Below are 19191 nucleotides of genomic sequence, written 5' to 3'. Positions count from 1 at the left end.
GGGTGCGGGTCGAGGATCAGCCGAGAGCGGCGACCGCGGCGTCGTAGTCGGGCTCGGTGCCGATCTCGGGGACGAGCTCGGTGTAGCGGACGACGCCGTCGCCGTCGACCACGACGACCGCGCGGGCCAGGAGCCCCTCGAACTTGCCGTCGGTCAGGGTGACGCCGTAGTCGTCCCCGAAGGGCGAGCGGAACGCGGACGCGGCGATCACGTTCTCGATGCCCTCGGCCCCGCAGAAGCGGGCCTGGGCGAACGGCAGGTCGGCCGAGACGCAGATGACGTTGGTGTTGTCGAGCCCGGAGGCCAGCTCGTTGAACTTGCGCACGCTCGCCGCGCAGACGCCGGTGTCGACGCTCGGGAAGATGTTGAGCACGGTGCGGGTGCCGGGGGTGAGCGAGACGTCGCTGAAGTCGGAGCCGACGAGCGTGAAGGCAGGAGCGTCGGAGCCGACCGCGGGGAGGTCGCCGTGGGTGTGGACGGGGTTGCCGCCGAGGGCAGTAGTGGCCATGCGTCAGTTCTAGCAGGACGGGGGAGGCGACGGCACCTCAGCCTGGAGCCAGTCCCGCGCTCGGCTACGGCTGAGCGGGCTCTGTGGCCTGGGGCTCGTCGGCCCGCACGGCGTCTCGGAGCTGCGCGGCGACGTCGGCGGGCACGTGGTCGATCACGCACAGGTCGAAGTCGTCGTCGGTGGAGGCGGGGTCATCGACCAGTGCGAGCTCGCCCGAGCACAGCTCGGTCGCCTGCTCGAGGGTCAGCGGCGCCTCGGGCTCGGCCGGCTCCACCGGCTCGGCGGGGGGCTCGGTGCCGGCACCGGGGCCCTCCAGGTCCCCTGGCTGGTCGGACTGCGCGGGCTGGTCCGGCTGGCCGGGCTGCTCGAGATCTCCCGGCTGCTCGAGATCTCCCGGCTGCTCGGGCTCGCCCGGCTGCTCGGGCTCGGCGGGCTGCTCGGGCTCGGCCGGCTGCTCGGGCTCGGCCGGCTGCTCCGGCTCGGCCGGCTGCTCCGGCTCGGCGGGTTGCGCGGGACCGGTCAGCTCGGTGGGCGCCGGCTCGCCACTCGGCGTGCCACCGAGGGTTGCAGGCGGCGGAGGGGTCTGGAGGGTCAGCGTGGCTCCGGCGGGGTCGGCGGCCGGCTCGTCGGTGGCGGCTGCGGGCACCGAGAGCGTGAGGGCGGGCTCGGACACCGGTGGCCCCGCGACCGGCGCGCCGGGGCCGGTCGGACTGGAGTCGACGTATCCGGCCGAGACCGTCGTGGGGCTGGGCCCGGTGCCGAACTCGCCGTCGAGGTAGTCGTTCATGATCGAGAGGACGAGGTCGACGTAGGCCTGGCTGTGGTTGTAGCGGAACACCGCCTGGCGCTGTCCGGAGGGGGTTCCGAGGTCCTCGGAGCCGGAGCAGAGGTAGACGGCGGCGGCCAGCGCGGCGTCGTCGATGTCCTGGGGGTTGCGGAAGCCGTCGTTGTCGGCGTCGACGCCGGCGACCGCCCACGTGGACGGGATGAACTGCATCGGGCCGACCGCACGGTCGTGCTTGGCATCGCCGTCGTACTGGCCGCCGTCGGTGTCGACGATGCGCGAGGTGCCGCGGGTGCCGTCCAGGACGGGGCCGATGATGCCGGGGCGCGCGACGCCGTTGAGGTCGAGGGTGTTGCCGCCGAAGCTCCCGTGGTTGGACTCCACGCGGCCGATCGCGGCGATCAGCTGCCAGTTGAGGCGGCAGGTCGGGTCGGCGGCGTTGATGACCGTCTCGGCCCGCTGGTAGGCGGTCAGGGCGGCGGCGGGGATCTCCCCGGCCGTGGGCGTGGCGACCGCCTTCACGAACCGTCCGTCACTGGCGGAGTCGGGCTCGTCGGTCTCGGAGAGGCTGGCCGGATAGTCGAGGGGCGCGCCCGGCATCCGGACTTCCGGCGTCTCGTCGGAGGCAGCGTCGGACGGCGTGGGGTCCGGCGTCTCCGAGTCCGCGCCCGGCGTCCCCGTGCCGGCGCCGGCGAGCTGCGCGGTCCACGCGGCCGAGATCAGGGCGAGCGGCACGATCGTCGCGGCACGGCGGGCTCGAACGGTGCGTGCGGTCCTCCGAGCCATAGGGAAAATGTCCTCTGCGCCGATCGATGTCCGAGAGGCCCCCGGTCCGTGGTGAACCGGGCGGGCCGTCCTGACGATTGTTACCCAGGTCACGGCCATTAGAACACCGGTGCCCAAGTGGATTCATCGCGACTTCGGATGACGTTCGCACAGCGTGTGACAGGTGTGACTGATGGGATTCCTGGGGTCGACGGTCCTCAGCCGAGAAGGCGCTCGAGGTGCTCGTTCCCGAGGGTGCGCGCCGGGTCGAGCCGATCGCGCAGGGCCACGAACTCCGCGAACCGCGGGTAGCGCGTGGCCAGCACATCGGCACCGAGACCGTGCAGCTTGCCCCAGTGCGGGCGCCCACCCACCTCGCCGGCGATCGCCTCGAGCGCTGCGAAGTAGGCCGTGCGATCCGGACAGCGCGGCGGCGTGTGGACCGCGAGGTAGACCGTGTCGCGACCCGACGCCGTCGAGAGTGTGATGTCGTCGGCGGCCGCTGCCCTCACCTCCACGGGGAAGGCGATCCGCCAGCGGCTGCGACCGACCCGGTCGATGAGCGCGCGCAGGACGTCCATCCCGTGCTCGCGCGGCACGGCGTACTCCATCTCCTCGAACCGGACCCGGCGCGGCGAGGTGAACACCCGATGGGAGACATCGCTGAACTCGCGCGGGGACAGGGCCGACGCCGAGAGCCGCGCCAGCGGGCGCACCAGTCCCGGCACCCGGCGTCCGGCTCCGACCACCGCGCCGAACGTCGTGTTGCTGAGCAGCTCGTCGTCCCACCAGGCGCGGGCCCGCGACAACGGCGCGAGACCGTCGTCGAGCGGGATCCGGCTGTTGTGCTTGGTGAGCACCCGGTCGGTGTGCGGGAACCAGTAGAACTCGACGTGGTCGGTCCGCTCGGCGTCGTCGTCGAACCGCTCGATCATCTCCTCGACCCGGCCGCCGCCCTCCCTGGCGTGCAGCCCGAACGCCGGCACGGTCTGCAGGGTCACCGTCGTGATGACCCCGAGCGCCCCGAGCCCGATCCGCGCGGCTGCGAAGACCTCGGGGTTCTCCGTCTCCGAGCACGGGAGAAGACCGCCGTCGGGGAGCGCGATCTCGAGGGCTCTCACCTGCGTGGCGATGCCGCCGAAGCGAGCGCCGGTGCCGTGGGTCCCGGTCGAGATCGCGCCGGCGAGCGTCTGCTGGTCGATGTCGCCGAGGTTGGTCATCGCCAGGCCGAGCAGGTCGAGCGCCCGGTTCAGGACACCCAGCCGGATGCCCGCCTGCACGGTGACCAGCCCCGTGTCTGCGTCGGCGCGCAGGACCCGGTCGAGACGGTCGAGCCGGACCTGCAGATCGCTCGGCCGACCGATCGGGGTGAAGGAGTGGCCGCTGCCGATCGGGCGGACCCGTCGTCCCGACGCCGCGGCGTCGGCCAGGACCCGGCGCAGCTCCTCGACCGAACCGGGCACGACGACGTCGATCCCCTCGGCCTGCTGGTTGCCGGCCCAGTTCCGCCACGACGCGCCGTGGTTGCCAAGGGTGGGCGACGACGTTTGACTCCCCCTCATGGAGAGCCAGCATGCCCGGATCGCGCGCGCCACGCAGGAGATTGACGCACCTGTGGCGGTCGTCGACCTGGCGGCCTTCGACGCCAACGCGGCCGACCTCGCGCGCCGCGCCGCGGGCACTCCGATCAGGGTCGCGAGCAAGTCGGTGCGCTGTCGGGCGTTGCTCGATCGGGTGCTCGATCGCGAGGGCTTCGCCGGCGTCCTGTCCTTCAGCCTCGCCGAGGCGCTCTGGCTCGCCGAGGAGCACGAGGACGTCGTCGTCGGCTACCCCTCCGCCGAACGAGCCGCCCTGCGCGCGCTCGCCGAGGATCCGGTGCTGCTGGAGCGGGTGACCCTCATGGTCGACTCGGTGGAGTCGCTGGACCTGATGCGCTCGACGATCGCGGAGGTGGAGCTGCCGATCCGGGTCTGCCTCGATCTGGACGCCTCGTTGCGGCTCGCCGGCGATCGGGTCCACCTGGGGCCGCGCCGGTCGCCGGTGCACAGCGTTGAGGACGCCGTCGCCCTGGCTCGCGCGGTCGCCGACGATCCGGTCTTCCAGCTGGTCGGCGTGATGGCCTACGAGGGGCAGGTCGCGGGGCTTGCCGACCGTCCCGCCAATCCCCTGCGGGGCCTGGCCGTACGTCGGCTGAAGCGGTTCTCGATCCCCGAGCTCGCCGAGCGGCGCGGCGCCGTGGTGGCCGCGATCGGCGAGCTGGCCGACCTCGAGTTCGTGAACGGCGGCGGTACCGGCTCCATCGAGACGACCGTCTCCGACCCGTCCGTCACCGAGGTGGCCGCCGGCTCCGGCCTCCTCGCGCCTGCGCTCTTCGACGGCTACGACACGTTCACCTTGTCGCCGGCTGCCCTGTTCGCGCTGGCCGTCACGCGGCGCCCCGGTCCCGGCCTGGTGACGGTCGCCGGGGGCGGGTGGATCGCCTCGGGCCCCGCCGGCCGGGACCGGCTGCCCGTGCCGGCCTACCCCGCCGGCCTGAGCCTGCTCGGCTCGGAGGGAGCCGGAGAGGTCCAGACGCCGCTGCGGGGCGCCGCGGCCGACGCACTCCGACTCGGCGACCGGGTGTGGTTCCGGCATGCCAAGGCCGGCGAGCTGTGCGAGCGCGTCGATCGGCTGCACCTGGTCGACGGCGACACCGTGGTCGAGGTCGTGCCGACCTACCGCGGCGAGGGCCGCACGTTCCTGTGATGCCCGGATGGAACGCAACAAGACTTGCGCAACGAGGCTTGCGCAACTGAGGGCGCGGAACACGACACGGGTCCGCTACGTAGGGGAGCGGCTACGTAGGCGATCCCCTACGTGGCGGATCGCGCTCGCCACGTGAGGGATCCCGGTCAGGCGAGGGCGGCCAGCCCGGCCAGGAGCCGATCGATCTCCGTGGAGTTCGTGTACGGCGCCAGGCCGATCCGCAGCCCGCCGGCATCACCGAGTCCGGCGTGGCGGGAGGCCTCGATCGCGTAGAAGTTCCCGTTCGGGACGACGATGCCGAGGTTCGCCAGGTGAGCGCGCACCTCCTCGTCGCGGTGCCCGTCGACCTGGACGAGCAGGGTCGGGGTGCGCTGGGCGGGCGAGCCGTGCACACGGACGTGAGGCAACGCGGTCAGCCCGTCCAGGAGGCGATCCAGCAGGTCGTCCTCGTGCGCCTCCACCTCGCTCATTCCCCCGATGGACTCGATGAAGTCGACCGCGGCGCTCACTCCGGCCAACAGTTCGTAGGGCAGCGTGCCGAGCTCGAAGCGCTCGGGCACGTCGTCGGTGGAGGGAAGCAGCTTGTCGGGCTGCAGCGTGGCGAGGAAGGCCGGGTCGGCCGCGAGCACGCCGAGGTGAGGTCCGAAGAACTTGTACGGCGAGCACGCCACGACGTCGACGCCCATGGCCACCCGGTCGATCGGGGCGTGGGCAGCGAGATGGACCGCGTCGAGGAACACCAGGGCGCCCACCTCGTGCGCCGCGTCGGCGATCGCCCGCACGGGAGGCTTGGTGCCGAGCAGGTTGGACGCGCCGGTCACCGCCACCACCCGGGTCCGTTCCGAGAGCAGCCCGGCGACGTCGTCGAGCTCGGCGGTCACGGGGTCGAAGCCCAGCCACCGGACGGTCGCGCCGGCACGTTCGGCGGCGATCACCCACGGCCGGATGTCGCCGTCGTGGTCGAGGCGGGTGACCACGATCTCGTCACCCGGCCCCCAGTCAGGTGAGAGGGTGCGCGCGAGGTCGAATGTCAGTGCCGTCATGGAGCGGCCGAAGATCACGCCGCCGGGGTCCGTCCCGAGGAATCGGCCCATCGACGCCCGAGCGCCGAGAGTGATCGCGTCCGCACGCCGTTCCGGCTCGGTCAGCGCGCCGCGTTGGCACAGCCCCCAGGTGAGGGCCGCCGCGATCGCGTCGGTGACCTCGCGCGGCACCAGCGATCCACCGGGGCCGTCGAAGCGGGCGAGCCCGTCAGCGAGGGCGGGGAACGATCCACGTACGCGCTCGACGTCCATGCCCGCAGCCTGCCATCTGGGCTCCGGGACCGGCAGGGTCGATCAGTCGGCGTCGAGGGCGGCGATCTCCTCGGAGGTCAGCACGAGGTCGGCCGCGGCAGCGGAGTCGCGGATCGACGACGGTCGCTTGGCGCCGGGGATCGGGATCACGACCGGCGACTGGGCCAGCTCCCAGGCGAGGGCCACCTGCTGAGCGCTCACGCCACGGGCGGCCGCGATCTCGGCGAAGGCCGGGTGCTCGTCGGCCAGCCCCTTGGCGCTGCGCAGCCCTCCGAGCGGGCTCCACGGCAAGAACGCCAGGCCCAGCTCCTCACACACGTCGATCTCCGGGCGGCTGGAGCGGAAGGCCGGGGAGTACTGGTTCTGGACGCTGACGAGCGCGTCGCCGAGCATCGAGTGCGCCAGCCGGATCTGCTCGGGGTTTGCGTTCGACAGCCCGATCCGCGCGACCTTCCCGGAGTCGGCGACCTCCTTGAGCGTGCCGACGACGTCGCCGTAGTCGACCTTCGGGTCCGGCCGGTGGTGCTGCCACAGGGCGATCTGCTCGACCCCGAGGCGACCCAGGCTCGCGTCGACCGCGGAGCGCAGATGAGAGGCCGAGCTGTCGAGGTCCCACCCGCCGTCTGCGGTGCGGACGTGGCCGCCCTTGGTGGCCAGGAGCACCTGATCGCGCACGCCGAGCTCATCGAGGATGCCCGCGATGAGCGTCTCGTTCGCACCTTGCGCGCCGGCTCCGAGCTCATCGCCCGGTCCGTAGGCATCGGCGGTGTCGAAGAGGGTGACTCCGGCGTCGAGCGCGGCCCGCACGGTGTCGAGGAGCTGCTCGCGCGGCTGGCTCCCGGTCTGATCGAAGGTCATCAGGCCCAGGCCGATGGCGCCCACCTCGACGCGTCCGACGGTGTCATTGCCGATCTGTCGTGTCTTCACGCCCTCAGGTCTACCCGAGCCTCTGTTTGTGGACGTCGTCGGCCGGGTAGATCGCTCGCAGACCCCCCGAAGGAGACCGCCCGTGACCAGCCCCGATTCGCCGCCGCCGGACGGCATCACCCCTCCCCCGACGACCGAGCCGCCCACCGTCGTGGTGGCGCCCGACCCGAACTATCCCGGCGTCGAGGAGGCCATCGGCGAACTGCGGATGGAGGAGGAGACCGTGCGCTACATCCTCGGCATCCTCGACGACGCCGGCCGGCAGATCATCGCCGGCCGCCCGGAGTCCCCGACTCCGAGATCTTCGGCGGATCGCACCTGGGCGAGCGGATGGCGCGCCACACGGCCGCCGCACAGGGCCGCGTCGAGCACACCCTCTACCTCGCGCTCCAGGCGATCGCGAGCCACCACGAGTCGCTGTCGATCTACCGCGACGAGGTGCACAACGTGGAGGCCGACGCCCAGGCCCGGCTCGACCAGCTCCGCACGATCGTGCCGATCGCCCCTCCCAGCAGCACGGTGGACGCCTGATGGCCGGCGTCAACGAGGGACGGGTCGTCGAGCTCGTCGAGCGCGCCCGACCCAATCGCATCTACCGCCAGTCGCTGGAGTGGGAGCGCTGCGCGACGGTCCTGGACGACGCCGTGCAGCTGATGCGCCGCGCTGCGGACCGACACACCGACATCGGGACCCAGACCGGGCCGGCGATGAATACGGCCTTCCTGGTCGCCATCGACACCCTCGAGCACGAGATCCGCAACCTGCGCATCGGCAGCGAGGCACTACGGGTCGTCGCGGAAGGCGCGGAGGCGGCGAAGGAGAAGAAGCGCAAGGTCGATCAGGACACTCCTGACGGCCCCACCCACGGGGTCGCCCGCGAGGTGGACCTGGGGGCCGTCGCCGACGAGCAGGAGTCCTCCTACCGCCGGGGAATCGCGCAGATGAAGTCGATCCGCAGCGGTCCTGATCCGCGGCGGGGGATCCCGGTCGACCGACCGGGTGCGGTCGTCGTGACGCCGCCGCCGTGGTGGCCGCCGAAGCCGCCACCTCCCACCCAGCCCCCCGTCAGGTCGGTCGACCCCGACGACGACGACTGGGACCTCGAGCTCGACTTCGATCAGCCCGGCACCCCGCAAGGCCCCCTGGTCGCGACTCCCGGCACCGGCGCCTCGCCCGGCACCCTGGGTACACCGGCCGGCGCTCCGTTGGCCGCCGCCCCCGGGGCTCCCGCGGGCGCGCTGCCCAGCGGCATCCCGACCCCCGCGGCACCCAGTCCTCTGGCACCGCCGCCCGTGGCCGCCCCGCTCGGAGTGGGCGGCGCACTGGGGGCGCCCGCCGCGGCGAACGGCTCCGGCGGGCTGGTGCCCGGGAGCGCGGTCCGCCCGATCGGCGCCGGCGGGATCGCGGGCTCCAGCGGCACGCTCTCCGGGCGCGGCTCGAACCGCAGGTCCGGGAGGCCGGCCACCGGCCCGGCGGCCGGGGCGGTGGCAGGCGCGACCGGACGAGGACGCGGGCAGGACCGCGAGCGGGGCCGCGACCGCGACCTGTACGACGACGGCGAGGGCTGGCTCGACGACGAGTCCGCCCCCGACGTCCTGCGCTGAGCCTAGAATCGGCTGAGTGAGGGCCGGTACCGCCTACGTCGTCGGGGCCGGGCCCAACGGCCTCACCGCGGCCGTCCGCCTGGCCCAGCGAGGCCACCAGGTCACCGTGCTGGAGGCCGGGTCGAGGATCGGCGGAGGCACCCGCACCTCGGAGAACACGCTCCCGGGCCTGCTCCACGACGACTGCTCGGCATTCCACCCCACGGCGCTCGCCTCGCCCTACCTGCGTGTGCTCGACCTGGAGCGCCATGGACTGGAGTACCTCTGGCCGGAGATCGAGTTCGCCCATCCGCTCGACGACGGACGCGCGGGACTTCTCCATCGCTCTCTCGAGCAGACGGCCGCCGGCCTCGGAGCCGACGGCGGTCGGTGGAGGCGGCTGTTCGCTCCGCTGGTGCGTCGCTACGACGACCTGGTGGACGAGCTGTTCCAACCGGTCCTGCACATCCCGCGCCATCCGCTCACGCTGGCCCGCTTCGGGCTCTCGGCGGCGCCGTCGCCGTCGCTGCTGACGCGACGATGGCAGACCGAGGAGGGGCCGGCGCTCTTCGGGGGCGCCGCAGCCCACCTGACCTACCCCCTCACCCGGCCGTTGACGTCGGCCGTCGGCCTCGTGCTCACCGGGGCGGCCCACACGGTCGGCTGGCCGGTGGCACGAGGTGGCTCGCGCGCGATCACCGACGCGCTCGCGGCGCGCCTGCTCGAACTCGGCGGGCGGATCGAGACCGACGCCCCTGTCACTCGCCTCGAACAGGTCGGTGACGCCGACGCCGTCCTGTTCGACCTGGCGCCGCCGGCGGTCGCACGGCTGCTGGGCGACCTCCTCCCGCCGCGCATCCGGCGGGCCTACACCCGCTACCGGTTCGGCCCGGGGGCCTTCAAGCTCGACCTGGCGGTCGAGGGCCCGATCCCGTGGGCGAACACCGACGTCGGCCGCGCCGGCACGGTGCATCTGGGCGGCGCGTTGCCCGAGATCGTCGCGTCCGAGGCGGCGGTCGCGGCCGGACGGATGCCTCGACGTCCGTTCGTGCTCGTTGGCCAGCAGTACCTCGCCGATCCCTCTCGTTCGGCCGACGGCGTCAACCCGGTCTGGGCCTACGCGCATGTGCCCGCGGGCTACGGCGGCGACGCGAGCGAGGCGATCATCGCCCAGGTCGAGCGGTTCGCGCCGGGCTTCCGCGACCGCATCGTCGGGCGGTTCTCGCGAGGTCCGGGCGAGATGGAGGCCTACAACGCCAACTACGTCGGCGGCGACATCGCGACCGGCGCCAACGACCTGCTGGGCACGGTCTTCCGCCCGCGCCTCACCCCTGACCCCTATCGCACCGGCGCACCCGGCTTCTACCTATGCTCGGCCGCGACACCGCCCGGTGCCGGCGTGCACGGCATGGGCGGGTTCCACGCCGCGAACGCCGCCGCCGACGACCTGGAAGGGGCCCGATGATCAGCAGTCGATCGAGTGCCGAGACCCGTCTGCTCTGCGCCGATGCGCACACAGCCGACCTCGAGCCCGACGTGGCCGACGGCCCGATGCCGACCAGCCTGGCCGTGCTGGCCGACTCCCCCGCAGGCATCGGGATCTGGCAGGCCGAGCCCGGCACCGACGTCGATGTCGAGGCCGAGGAGCTGTTCGTGGTGCTCACCGGGCGCGGCGTCGTCCGCTTCGAGGACGGCAGCGAGCTGGCGCTGGCCCCCGGCGCCGTCGTCCAGCTCCACGCCGGCGACCGCACCACGTGGACCATCACCGAACCGCTCCGCAAGGTGTACGTCACCCTCCCGACCGGCTGATCGGGGCGCCGCGCGTTCGCGCCGCCAAGCCGCCTCCACCACCTCACCCCGCGAAGCCGTGGCTGCGGGCCTGGTGCTGCTCCAGCAGGTCGGCGAAGCGGGCGTCGTCGCCGGCGAGGGCGGCGTCGAGGAGCCCGCGGTGCTCGGCGAGGAGCTGGGCCGGATCGCCGGTGATCCGGCCTGCGCTCTGGGCGATGCTCATCAGCTGACGGTCACGGAGACGGTCGTAGGTGGCGAGCATCAGATCGTTCGCGGCGAGGGCGACGAAGCCGCGATGGAAGTCGAGAGCGAGCCGGGCGAACGCGGCGAAGTCGCCGCCGTCGAGTGCGACCTGCTGGCTCGCGAGGTTCGCCGCGAGCCCGGTCTCGCCGGCTGCCCGGGCGCGCGGGGTGCCGCGCCGCACGCCAGCGGTCTCGAGGGCGTGGCGCAGCTCGGCGGCCTCCTGGACCTCCTGCGCGCCGAGCCCGTTCACCAGTGCGCCGCGCTGCGGGTAGATCGTGATCCACCCCTCGGCCTGGAGCCGGTGCAGGGCCGCACGCACCGGCGTCCGGCTCATCGAGAGCGAGGCGGCGAGCTCGTTCTCGCTGAGCATGGTGCCCACCGTGACGTCGCCGTCGAGGATGGAGCGCCGGATCGCGTCGTAGGCCCGGTCGCCGGCCGTGGTGCGCGGGCTCATCGGGTGCTCGTCGGCACCGGGTCGTCCCGGCCGTCGCGGGACGTCGAGGCGTGCCAGGCGGCCACCGGGACCAGGATCAGGGCGAGCAGCCCGCCACCGAGCGCGAGCGCGTGGAAGCTGGTCGCGTGGACGACGAGGCCCGACAGGGCGCCGCCCGCAGATCCGGCCAGCGCGATGAGCACGTCGACGGTGCCCTGCGTGCGGGCGCGGGTGCGGAGCGTGGTGGAGTCGACGATCATCGCCGTCCCGGCGATGAGGCCGAAGTTCCAGCCGAGCCCGAGCAGCATCAGCGCCACGATCAGCCAACCGGTCGACGTCGCGGGCGCGGCCGCCGCGGTGATCCCGGCGGCAAGCAGCGTGACCCCGGCGGCGATCGACATCGGCAGTCTTCCGACCCGGTCGACCAGACGTCCGGTGAGCAGGGAGGGCAGGTACATCGCGGCGATGTGGAGGCTGATGACCAGGCCGACCGCGGAGAGCCCGTGATGGTGGTGGCGCATGTGGATCGGGGTCATCGTCATGATCGCGACCATCGTGGTCTGGGTCAGCACCATCACACTGGCGCCGACGACGACGCCCGGGGGCACCCGTCGGGCACGGCCGGTCCCGGCATCGGCGTCCGGCTCGGTCTCGGCGGCGCGCTCCAGGCCGCGCGCCACCAGCAGCGGGTCGGGGCGCAGGAAGGCGAAGAGGAAGAGCCCCGCGGCGCCGTAGGCGACCGCGGCGAGCAGGAAGGGCCCGGCCAGCCGCGGGATGCCGAGCGCATCGGCCAGGTCGCCGAGCGGGGTGACCAGGTTCGGACCGGCGACGGCGCCGGCCGTCGTCGCGATCATCGCGGCCGCCGCGGCCGTGGCGCGGGTCGCCGGACCGGCCAGGTCGGTCCCGGCGTAGCGCGCCTGGAGGTTGGTCGCGGTGCCCGAGCCGTAGACCAGCAGGGAGGCGAAGAAGAGGACCGGACTCTCGAGGAGGGTGGCCGCGATGATGCCCACTGCGCCGATCGCCCCCGCGAGGAACCCGCCGGCCAGGCCGAGTCGTCGTCCGGCCCGTGCCGAGTAGCGCCCGATCGAGAAGGCGGCGATCGCGGAGCCGAGGGTGAACACCGCCGACGGCAGCCCGGCGACGCCCTCGCTGCCCAGCATGTCCTCGGCGATCAGGCCGCCGACGGTCACACCCGCCGCGAGGCCCGCTCCGCCGAAGACCTGGGCGGTGATGACCACCGCCAGCGTGCGCCGCTGGATCGCGGACACGTCGAGCGTCGCCTCTCCCCTCCGCATGGATCTAGCGTACAACTTGTATCCCAACGGCGATAGGGCGCCGAGCCGCGGCACGCCCACGGAGAGAACGGCGCACAACCTCGCCATTTTTATTGACACTGATGTCAGATTCATGTTTGGGTGTGTGACCTGACTCACCCCATCCCCCGAATCGGAACCCCGAGGTCATTCCATGAACCCACGTCGGACGCTGGTAGGTCTCTCCCTCTGCTCACTCCTCCTCGCCGGCTGCGCCGGCGTGTCGACCTCCTCCGGCAAGGGCGGGGTGAAGGTCGATGCGGGGGTCACGGACGACGAGATCAAGATCGGTCTGCTCAACGGCTATACCGGGCCCGTCGCCGCCGGGGCGATCGCGGGCGCCGCCGGCTTCGACGCGCGCCTGGCCAAGGCCAACGCCGAGGGCGGGGTGTGCGACCGGGACCTGGTCTCGGTCCGCGCCGACACCAAGTACGACCCGGCGGTCGCCGTCCAGGCCTATCGGGCCAACGTCGACGACATCGCGATGATCGGACAGTTGCTCGGGGCGACCACGATCTTCGGGCTGAGCAAGCAGATCGCACGTGACGACATCGCCACGCTGGCGGCGACCAGCGCCGCCTCGGTGATCCCTCTCGAGGACGTCTACCTGTTCACCACACCCTTCCCCATGTACGTGATCAACGGGCTCACCTGGGCGCAGCAGGAGTTCGGCGAGAGCGGCAACCTCAAGGTCGGGGTCATCTACCAGGACGACGACTTCGGCGAGGAGGGTCTTCGCGCCGCGAAGTACGCCGCGGAGCACACCGACGGCATCGACATCGCCGCGGAGGCCAGCTACGACCCCACGACCGAGGACTTCACCGCCCAGGTGCTGGCCATGAAGAAGGCCGGGGTCGACATGGTCTGGGTGCACGGGATCGCCTCGAAGACCGGGCCCATCCTCAGCCAGGCGTCGCAGCTGAACTTCGACCCGCAATGGATGACCGTCGACTCCGGCTACGACACCACCCTGGCTCCCCAGCTCGGGAACCTGCTCGACCGGCTCCACGTGGTCACCAGCAGCGTGCCCTACTCCGAGGACGTGCCGGCGATGGACGAGGTGACCAAGTACGTCGAGGAGGTCGCGCCGGGCACCAAGCCCGACCAGCTCGTCGTCACCGGCTGGATCGATGCCTCCGTCGCCGTCGCCGCGCTCGAGCGCGCCTGCGAGAAGAAGGACCTCACCCAGAAGGGCATCGTCGATGCCATGGAGGGGCTGGAGATCTCCACCGACGGCCTGAGCCCCGACCTCTCCTACGGCTCCAACGACGACGCCGACTCGCGGATCCCCTCGCGTGAGACCCGGATCAACAAGGTCGACGTCGACGCCGGCGTCCTGGTCCCGGTGACCGAGTTCGGCAGCACGCCGCTGGCCGACGAGTGGTCGCTCTCAGACGACGAGGGCTGAGGATCGAGATGGACACCTTCATCCAGCTGACCTTCCAAGGCGTCTCGCTGGGCTGCATCTACGCGCTCATCGGCCTGGGGTTCGTCATCGTCTTCAAGAGCTCCGGCGTCTTCAACTTCGCGCACCCGGTGTTCGTGATGGCCAGCGCCTACATCGTCGCGGCCCTGTCGCCGTTCGGCTTCTTCTGGGGCATCCTGACCGCGGCCGTGTGCATGGTGGCCGTGGCCATCGGCTGCGAGCTGTTCGTCCTGCGCCGTCTCGCCGGGCGCTCGCTGTACCTGGTGATCATGGCGACCCTGGGCCTGTCGGTGATGGGGCAGTCGGCGATCGCGATGATCTGGGGCGTCGAGGCCCAGGGGTCCACCGAAGGGCCGATGGGACGCGGCGTGCTCGAGATCGGCGGCGTCTCGCTGCCCTGGGCGAGCCTGTCGATCATCGCGGTGTCGTTGGTGCTCCTGGCCGCCTTGTGGTTCTTCTTCCAGCGGACCCGGATGGGACTGGCGCTGCGCGCCACCGCCGATCACCACGAGGCGGCGATGGCACAGGGCATCAGCATGCGCCGGGTGCAGCTGGTCTCCTGGGGCATCGCCGGCCTGCTGGCGGTGGTCGCCGGGGTGTTCCTGGGCGCCTTCCCCCGTCGCGTCTCGCCGAGCATGGTCGACACCGCCCTCGGCGTGCTGCCGGCGCTGGTCATCGGTGGCTTCGCCTCCCTGGTCGGGGCCGTGGTCGGCGGCGTCTCCGTCGGGCTGATGCTCGTGCTCGGCGCGGGCTACCTCACCTCGTTCGGTGGCGGCGGACTGTATGTCGTGCTGCCCTACGTGGCGATGCTGGTGGTCCTGGCCGTCCGGCCCTCGGGGCTCTTCGGCCGCGCCGATGTGGAGCGCGTGTGATGACGACACAGACCCTCCCCGCGCCCCCGGTGACCACGCCGACCCCCGCCACCCGACGCCCGCGCAGGCTGCTCACCGGCCTGCTCGTGGTCGCCATGCTCGTGGTCCCGCTCGTGACGACCCCTCAGTGGCAGGCGATCTGGGTGTTCTCAGCCATCGCGGCGATCGCCGCCATCGGCCTCCACGTGCTCACCGGCCTGGCCGGCCAGGTGTCCCTGGGGCACGCCGCGTTCGTCGCCGTCGGCGGCTACACCGCGATCTGGCTCGGCGAGGACCGAGGACTGCCGCTGTGGGTGTGGCTCCCCGCCGCCGGCATCGCCAGCGCCGCGGTCGGACTGCTGGTGGTGCCCTTCGCGGCCCGCCTGCGCGGGCTCTACCTCTCCGTGGTCACCCTCGCGGTGCTCTTCGTCACCGACTACATCTGGAACACCTGGGAGGGCCTGACCGGAGGCACCAACGGTCGCAGTGCCCAGACCGTCCAGCTCTTCGGCCACGACCTGTTCGACGACGTCGCCTTCGGGCCCTTCCTGCTGTCCGCCGACCAGCAGTACTTCTACCTGGCCTGCGCGGTCCTCGGCGTGGGCGCCCTCGCTGCCTACAACCTCGCCCGCAGCCGACCCGGACGGGCCTTCGGTGCCATCCGCGACCGGGACCTGACCGCGAGCGTGGTCGGCGTCCCCGTCGCCCGGATGAAGAGCGCCGCGTTCGCGGTGTCCGCCGGGTACGCCGGCGTCGCGGGCGCACTCCTGGTCGGCTACCAGACCTACGCCGTGCCCGACCAGTGGAGCCTGATGCTGTCGGTCCAGTACCTGGCCATGATCGTCATCGGCGGCATGGGCTCCCTGGGCGGTGCGATCGCGGGTGCGTTCTTCGTGACCGCCATCCCGCAGCTGGTGGCGCTGCTCGCCGGCGTCCTGCCGGGGATCTCGACGACGCCCACCACCGGTGGCGGCATCACCACCGACCTGCTGGCCAACTTCCTCTACGGACTGGCCGTGGTGGTGGTGCTCGTGGTCGAGCCGCGCGGCCTCGCCGGGCTGCCGGCTCGAATCGGCAGCGTGCTGCGACGCAAGGAGGCCAAGGCATGAGCATCACCTCGCACTCCGGACGGTCCAAGCGCCGCGTCACGAACGACGCCCCGGGCGCCGCGCTGAGCATCGAGGGTCTCAGCGTCAGCTACGCCGGCGCCGGGAACGTCGTCGACGACGTCAGCCTCGAGGTCGAGGCGGGATCGATCGTCGCTCTGGTCGGCCCGAACGGCGCGGGGAAGTCCACCGTGCTGCGCGCGGTCTCGGGGCTCCTACGACACCACTCGGGAGCGATCCGGCGGGGCTCGGTGCGGCTGGACGGCGTCGACATCACCGGCGGCGATCCGGCACAGGTGGTGCGGCGCGGCGTCGCGCAGGTGCTCGAGGGCCGGCAGGTGTTCCCGAACCTCAGCGTCTCGGACAACCTCGCCGCCGGGTCGTACAGCCGCTGGGGCGATGCCGAGACCGCGGCCACCCGAGCCGAGGTCCTCGAGCTCTTCCCGGTGCTGGGCCGACGACTCGACCAGCACGCGGGCTTCCTGTCCGGCGGCGAGCAGCAGATGCTCGCGATCGGCCGGGCGCTCATGGCACGCCCGAGGCTGCTGGTCCTCGACGAGCCCAGCCTCGGCCTCGCCCCCCGCATCGTCGAGGAGATCCGCGAGGTGATCCTCGCCATCAACGCCCGCGGCACCAGCATCCTGCTGGTCGAGCAGAACGCCCTCCTCGCGTTCCGGATCGCCGACCACGGCCACGTCCTCGAAGGCGGCCGGATCGCGGTCAGCGGGCGGGCGGCCGAGCTGGCCGTCGACGAGCGGGTCGCCCACTACTACCTCGGCGAGCGCTCCGTCTCCGGTCGGAGGACCCGCCGACGTCAAGAGGGGGCGGCGACGGCATGACGACACCCGCACCCGCGATCACCACGACCGACACCGCCGACGACACCCGGGTGGGCGAGCGAGAACTCGACGGAGCAGATATGGCCACCAAGGCAGAGAACGCGACCCTGGCCCTCGACGAGGTCGGCCTCAGCTTCAGCGGAGTCCGCTCGCTCGACGGCGTGACCTTCGAGGTGCACCACGGGGAGATCTTCGGCGTGATCGGGCCCAACGGCGCCGGGAAGTCCTCGCTGTTCAACTGCATCAGCGGCGTCTACCGCCCCCAGCAGGGCTCGATCCGCCACCACGGCACCGAGCTCGTCGGGATGCGACCGGACCGGATCAACCGACGGGGCGTCGCCCGCACCTTCCAGAACGTCGAGTCCTTCCCGACGATGACCGTGCTCGACAGCGTCCTGCTCGGCGGCATCGGGAACCAGCACGTCGGCGTCCTGCGCGGCATGCTCTGGCTCGGGGCCGCGGCGCGCGAGGAGCGCAAGGCGCGCGCCCACGCCGCGGAGATCCTGGACCTGTTCGGACTCGATCGGTACCGCGACACTCCGATGGGCGAGCTGCCCGGCGGTCTCCAGCGCCAGGTCGAGCTGTGCCGCGCGTTGATGGCCGAGCCCGACCTGCTGCTGCTCGACGAGCCGGTGGCGGGCATGACCAGCGACGAGGTCGAGACGATGGTGGGCGCGGTTCTCGACGCCCACGAGCAGCTGGACCTGACGGTGGTGATCGTCGAACACAACATGGGTGTGGTGATGGACATCTGCGACCGCATCGCCGTCCTCGACTTCGGCCGGAGGATCGCCGTCGGCACTCCGAGCGAGATCGGCTCCGACCCGGCCGTCATGGCTGCCTACCTCGGTACCGACAGTCCGGAGTCCGTCTCGGAGGAGGCTCCTGTTGAGCACACGTCCCACTGACCTCGCGCCGAACGGCCGGCCCTCGTCCCACCCGGATCGGGCGGATCTGTTCGACCTGACCGACCGCGTCGTGGTCGTGACCGGCGCCTCGTCGGGGCTCGGTGAGCGGTTCGTCCGCGTCCTGGCCGGCCGGGGCGCACGGGTCGTCGCCGCGGCGCGCCGCGACGACGCTCTCGGCGCACTGGCCGACGAGGTCGGCACCGACTCGGTGCTTCCGGTCCGCACCGACGTCACCAGCGAGGACTCGGTCCGGCGCCTGCACGAGGAGGCCCTGTCGTGGCAGGGACGGGTGGACGTCCTGGTGAACAACGCCGGGGCCACCCACGTCCGTACGATCGCCGAGGAGACGCCCGAGCAGTTCGCCCACCTCCTCGACGTGAACCTGGTCGGGCTGTACCGATGCGCCCGCGCCTTCGGCCTCGCCATGGCCGAGCAGGGCGGCGGCAGCATCATCAACATCGCCTCGGCACTCGGCCTGCGCGGCTCGCGCCGCATCCCTCACGGCGGCTACTGCGCGAGCAAGGGCGGCGTGGTCAACCTGACCCACGAGCTCGCCGGCCAGTGGGCACGCACCGGCGTCCGCGTCAACGCGATCGCCCCCGGCTACTTCGAGTCCGAGATGAGCCAGGAGCTGTTCGCCACCGAGGACGGGCGCGCCTACATCCGCCGCTACATCCCGATGGGCCGCGGCGGCGCTGCCCACGAGCTGGACGGCGCCCTGGTCTACCTCGCCTCCGACGCCTCGACCTATGTCACCGGCTCCGTGCTGTCGGTCGACGGCGGATGGACCGCGGTATGAGCGCCCCAGCTTCTGAGCCGACCGCCGAGGAGGCCTGCGTCGGGCGACGGGACGACGGACCGGTTCGGATCCTCGAGCTGAGCAACCCCGCCCGGCGCAACGCCTTCACCCTCGCCTCGATGGCTGCGCTGGAGGCAGAGCTCGACGACGGCATGCGCGATCCCGGCGTCGGCGCGTTCGTCGTGACCGGGGCCGGCGACACCTTCTGCGCCGGCATCGAGGTCTCGGTGCTGCGCGATGCCACCGTCGAGTCGACCCACACCAACCTCGAGGCGCTGCATCGCGTGGTTCGCGCCGTCGTCGCCGGCAGCAAGCCGGTCGTCGCCGCGGTCGAGGGACACGCGGTCGGCGCGGGCTTCTCGCTAGCGCTGGCCGCCGACCTCGTCGTCGCGTCCGCGACCGCGAGCTTCCGGTGCGGCTTCCCCCGCCTCGGCCTGATGGCCGACCTCGGCCTCCTCTGGACCCTCCCCCAGCGCGTCGGCGCCGGCCTGACCCGCCGGATGCTGCTGCTCGACGAGGAGGTCCAGGCGGCAGAGGCGCTGCGCGCCGGCCTCGCCGACTTCCCCGCCGCGGCAGGGGCCGCCCTGGCGGTCGCCACGCAGGTCGCCCAGCAGCTCGCCGCACAACCGAGGCTGGCCACGGCGATGACCAAGAAGGTGCTCGCCCAGGGCTCGACGAGCCTCGACGCCCTGCTCGCCGCCGAGATCGGCGCGCAGACCATGCTGCACGCCACCACCGACTTCCACGAGGGCGTCGCCGCATTCACCGAGAAGCGTCCGCCACGGTTCGGCGACTGAGCCGGCACCACGCCAGGACCACCCCCTCACAGGGCGCCTCACCGCGCTTCGCACACCGAATCGGTCCACCACCAGGAGGAA

The 19191-nt window shown here is 72.4% G+C and carries 19 protein-coding genes; 12 read left to right on the top strand and 7 right to left on the bottom strand.

Annotated elements, in window-relative coordinates; all coding sequences use genetic code 11:
* Positions 1-16 precede the first annotated feature (16 nt).
* From tpx to WMR31_RS06460, 3 genes are all read right to left on the bottom strand, one after another.
* Positions 17-508: a thiol peroxidase gene (tpx, locus tag WMR31_RS06470; protein ID WP_340537962.1), complete on the bottom strand. Its 492-nt coding sequence runs from the start codon at positions 506-508 to the stop codon at positions 17-19.
* 64 nt (positions 509-572) lie between these two features.
* Positions 573-2078 carry a lysozyme family protein gene (locus WMR31_RS06465; protein WP_340537961.1) on the bottom strand — a complete coding sequence of 502 codons (1506 nt, stop codon included), beginning with the start codon at positions 2076-2078 and terminating at the stop codon, positions 573-575.
* 197 nt (positions 2079-2275) lie between these two features.
* Positions 2276-3619 carry a D-arabinono-1,4-lactone oxidase gene (locus WMR31_RS06460; protein ID WP_340537960.1) on the bottom strand — a complete coding sequence of 448 codons (1344 nt, stop codon included), beginning with the start codon at positions 3617-3619 and terminating at the stop codon, positions 2276-2278.
* On the opposite strand from WMR31_RS06460, the gene WMR31_RS06455 reads away from it, so the two are divergent.
* Positions 3618-4802 (top strand): amino acid deaminase/aldolase, encoded by a 1185-nt coding sequence (locus WMR31_RS06455; RefSeq protein WP_340537959.1) that lies wholly within the window; start codon positions 3618-3620, stop codon positions 4800-4802. The genes WMR31_RS06460 and WMR31_RS06455 overlap by 2 nt on opposite strands.
* A 146-nt stretch (positions 4803-4948) precedes the next feature.
* Here the strand turns inward: WMR31_RS06455 and WMR31_RS06450 are convergent, their stop codons facing one another.
* Both WMR31_RS06450 and WMR31_RS06445 read right to left on the bottom strand, forming a co-directional pair.
* Positions 4949-6097, bottom strand: coding sequence for a cysteine desulfurase-like protein (locus WMR31_RS06450; RefSeq protein WP_340537958.1), 1149 nt, complete (start codon positions 6095-6097; stop codon positions 4949-4951).
* A 42-nt stretch (positions 6098-6139) separates the two neighbouring features.
* Positions 6140-7024, bottom strand: a complete 885-nt coding sequence (locus tag WMR31_RS06445) for an aldo/keto reductase (RefSeq protein ID WP_340537957.1) — start codon at positions 7022-7024, stop codon at positions 6140-6142.
* Between the two features lie 330 nt (positions 7025-7354).
* Here WMR31_RS06445 and WMR31_RS06440 point away from each other — a divergent pair, with 330 nt between their 5' ends.
* The 4 genes from WMR31_RS06440 to WMR31_RS06425 are packed head-to-tail and all read left to right on the top strand — an operon-like array spanning position 7355 to position 10416.
* On the top strand, positions 7355-7555 hold the full coding sequence (locus WMR31_RS06440; protein ID WP_340537956.1) for a hypothetical protein: 201 nt from the start codon (positions 7355-7357) through the stop codon (positions 7553-7555).
* Positions 7555-8628: a hypothetical protein gene (locus tag WMR31_RS06435; protein ID WP_340537955.1), complete on the top strand. Its 1074-nt coding sequence runs from the start codon at positions 7555-7557 to the stop codon at positions 8626-8628. Before WMR31_RS06440 ends, WMR31_RS06435 begins: the two co-directional genes overlap by 1 nt.
* A 16-nt stretch (positions 8629-8644) precedes the next feature.
* Entirely contained in the window at positions 8645-10072 is a 1428-nt protein-coding gene (locus WMR31_RS06430) for a phytoene desaturase family protein (RefSeq protein WP_340537954.1), read from the top strand.
* Entirely contained in the window at positions 10069-10416 is a 348-nt protein-coding gene (locus WMR31_RS06425; RefSeq protein ID WP_340537953.1) for a cupin domain-containing protein, read from the top strand. Before WMR31_RS06430 ends, WMR31_RS06425 begins: the two co-directional genes overlap by 4 nt.
* 43 nt (positions 10417-10459) lie before the next feature.
* Here the strand turns inward: WMR31_RS06425 and WMR31_RS06420 are convergent, their stop codons facing one another.
* Together WMR31_RS06420 and WMR31_RS06415 are read right to left on the bottom strand one after the other, a co-directional pair.
* A complete protein-coding gene (locus tag WMR31_RS06420; RefSeq protein ID WP_340537952.1) occupies positions 10460-11092 on the bottom strand; it encodes a GntR family transcriptional regulator in 633 nt (210 codons plus the stop codon).
* Positions 11089-12366 carry an MFS transporter gene (locus tag WMR31_RS06415; RefSeq protein ID WP_340537951.1) on the bottom strand — a complete coding sequence of 426 codons (1278 nt, stop codon included), beginning with the start codon at positions 12364-12366 and terminating at the stop codon, positions 11089-11091. Before WMR31_RS06415 ends, WMR31_RS06420 begins: the two co-directional genes overlap by 4 nt.
* Before the next feature lie 172 nt (positions 12367-12538).
* Between WMR31_RS06415 and WMR31_RS06410 the strand changes: the two genes are divergently transcribed.
* Genes WMR31_RS06410 through WMR31_RS06380 form a run of 7 tightly spaced genes read left to right on the top strand, consistent with a single transcriptional unit; the run spans position 12539 to position 19110 of the window.
* Positions 12539-13792, top strand: a complete 1254-nt coding sequence (locus tag WMR31_RS06410; RefSeq protein ID WP_340537950.1) for an ABC transporter substrate-binding protein — start codon at positions 12539-12541, stop codon at positions 13790-13792.
* Positions 13793-13800: 8 nt separating this feature from the next.
* Positions 13801-14682, top strand: coding sequence for a branched-chain amino acid ABC transporter permease (locus WMR31_RS06405; protein ID WP_340537949.1), 882 nt, complete (start codon positions 13801-13803; stop codon positions 14680-14682).
* Complete coding sequence (locus WMR31_RS06400) at positions 14682-15770, top strand: branched-chain amino acid ABC transporter permease (protein WP_340537948.1); 1089 nt, start codon at positions 14682-14684, stop codon at positions 15768-15770. The genes WMR31_RS06405 and WMR31_RS06400 overlap by 1 nt, the downstream gene beginning before the upstream one ends.
* Positions 15767-16606: an ABC transporter ATP-binding protein gene (locus WMR31_RS06395; RefSeq protein ID WP_340537947.1), complete on the top strand. Its 840-nt coding sequence runs from the start codon at positions 15767-15769 to the stop codon at positions 16604-16606. Before WMR31_RS06400 ends, WMR31_RS06395 begins: the two co-directional genes overlap by 4 nt.
* On the top strand, positions 16603-17514 hold the full coding sequence (locus WMR31_RS06390; protein WP_340537946.1) for an ABC transporter ATP-binding protein: 912 nt from the start codon (positions 16603-16605) through the stop codon (positions 17512-17514). Before WMR31_RS06395 ends, WMR31_RS06390 begins: the two co-directional genes overlap by 4 nt.
* Positions 17495-18313 (top strand): SDR family NAD(P)-dependent oxidoreductase, encoded by an 819-nt coding sequence (locus tag WMR31_RS06385; protein WP_340537945.1) that lies wholly within the window; start codon positions 17495-17497, stop codon positions 18311-18313. Before WMR31_RS06390 ends, WMR31_RS06385 begins: the two co-directional genes overlap by 20 nt.
* Positions 18310-19110 carry an enoyl-CoA hydratase/isomerase family protein gene (locus WMR31_RS06380; RefSeq protein ID WP_340537944.1) on the top strand — a complete coding sequence of 267 codons (801 nt, stop codon included), beginning with the start codon at positions 18310-18312 and terminating at the stop codon, positions 19108-19110. Before WMR31_RS06385 ends, WMR31_RS06380 begins: the two co-directional genes overlap by 4 nt.
* Positions 19111-19191: the final 81 nt, after the last annotated feature.

The sequence above is a fragment of the Nocardioides epinepheli genome, from assembly GCF_037936805.1.
Classification (GTDB): Bacteria; Actinomycetota; Actinomycetes; order Propionibacteriales; family Nocardioidaceae; genus Nocardioides.
The sequence above is the reverse complement of the archived record's forward strand: the minus strand, read 5'-3'. Positions and strand labels throughout refer to the sequence as shown.

Excerpts from the sequence above, each read along its gene's own strand:
- tpx (WP_340537962.1), bottom strand. The coding sequence starts at position 508 with ATGGCCACTACTGCCCTCGGCGGCAACCCCGTCCACACCCACGGCGAC.
- WMR31_RS06465 (WP_340537961.1), bottom strand. The coding sequence starts at position 2,078 with ATGGCTCGGAGGACCGCACGCACCGTTCGAGCCCGCCGTGCCGCGACG.
- WMR31_RS06455 (WP_340537959.1), top strand. The coding sequence starts at position 3,618 with ATGGAGAGCCAGCATGCCCGGATCGCGCGCGCCACGCAGGAGATTGAC.
- WMR31_RS06460 (WP_340537960.1), bottom strand. The coding sequence starts at position 3,619 with ATGAGGGGGAGTCAAACGTCGTCGCCCACCCTTGGCAACCACGGCGCG.
- WMR31_RS06450 (WP_340537958.1), bottom strand. The coding sequence starts at position 6,097 with ATGGACGTCGAGCGCGTACGTGGATCGTTCCCCGCCCTCGCTGACGGG.
- WMR31_RS06440 (WP_340537956.1), top strand. The coding sequence starts at position 7,355 with ATGGCGCGCCACACGGCCGCCGCACAGGGCCGCGTCGAGCACACCCTC.
- WMR31_RS06435 (WP_340537955.1), top strand. The coding sequence starts at position 7,555 with ATGGCCGGCGTCAACGAGGGACGGGTCGTCGAGCTCGTCGAGCGCGCC.
- WMR31_RS06425 (WP_340537953.1), top strand. The coding sequence starts at position 10,069 with ATGATCAGCAGTCGATCGAGTGCCGAGACCCGTCTGCTCTGCGCCGAT.
- WMR31_RS06420 (WP_340537952.1), bottom strand. The coding sequence starts at position 11,092 with ATGAGCCCGCGCACCACGGCCGGCGACCGGGCCTACGACGCGATCCGG.
- WMR31_RS06415 (WP_340537951.1), bottom strand. The coding sequence starts at position 12,366 with ATGCGGAGGGGAGAGGCGACGCTCGACGTGTCCGCGATCCAGCGGCGC.
- WMR31_RS06410 (WP_340537950.1), top strand. The coding sequence starts at position 12,539 with ATGAACCCACGTCGGACGCTGGTAGGTCTCTCCCTCTGCTCACTCCTC.
- WMR31_RS06405 (WP_340537949.1), top strand. The coding sequence starts at position 13,801 with ATGGACACCTTCATCCAGCTGACCTTCCAAGGCGTCTCGCTGGGCTGC.
- WMR31_RS06400 (WP_340537948.1), top strand. The coding sequence starts at position 14,682 with ATGACGACACAGACCCTCCCCGCGCCCCCGGTGACCACGCCGACCCCC.
- WMR31_RS06395 (WP_340537947.1), top strand. The coding sequence starts at position 15,767 with ATGAGCATCACCTCGCACTCCGGACGGTCCAAGCGCCGCGTCACGAAC.
- WMR31_RS06390 (WP_340537946.1), top strand. The coding sequence starts at position 16,603 with ATGACGACACCCGCACCCGCGATCACCACGACCGACACCGCCGACGAC.
- WMR31_RS06380 (WP_340537944.1), top strand. The coding sequence starts at position 18,310 with ATGAGCGCCCCAGCTTCTGAGCCGACCGCCGAGGAGGCCTGCGTCGGG.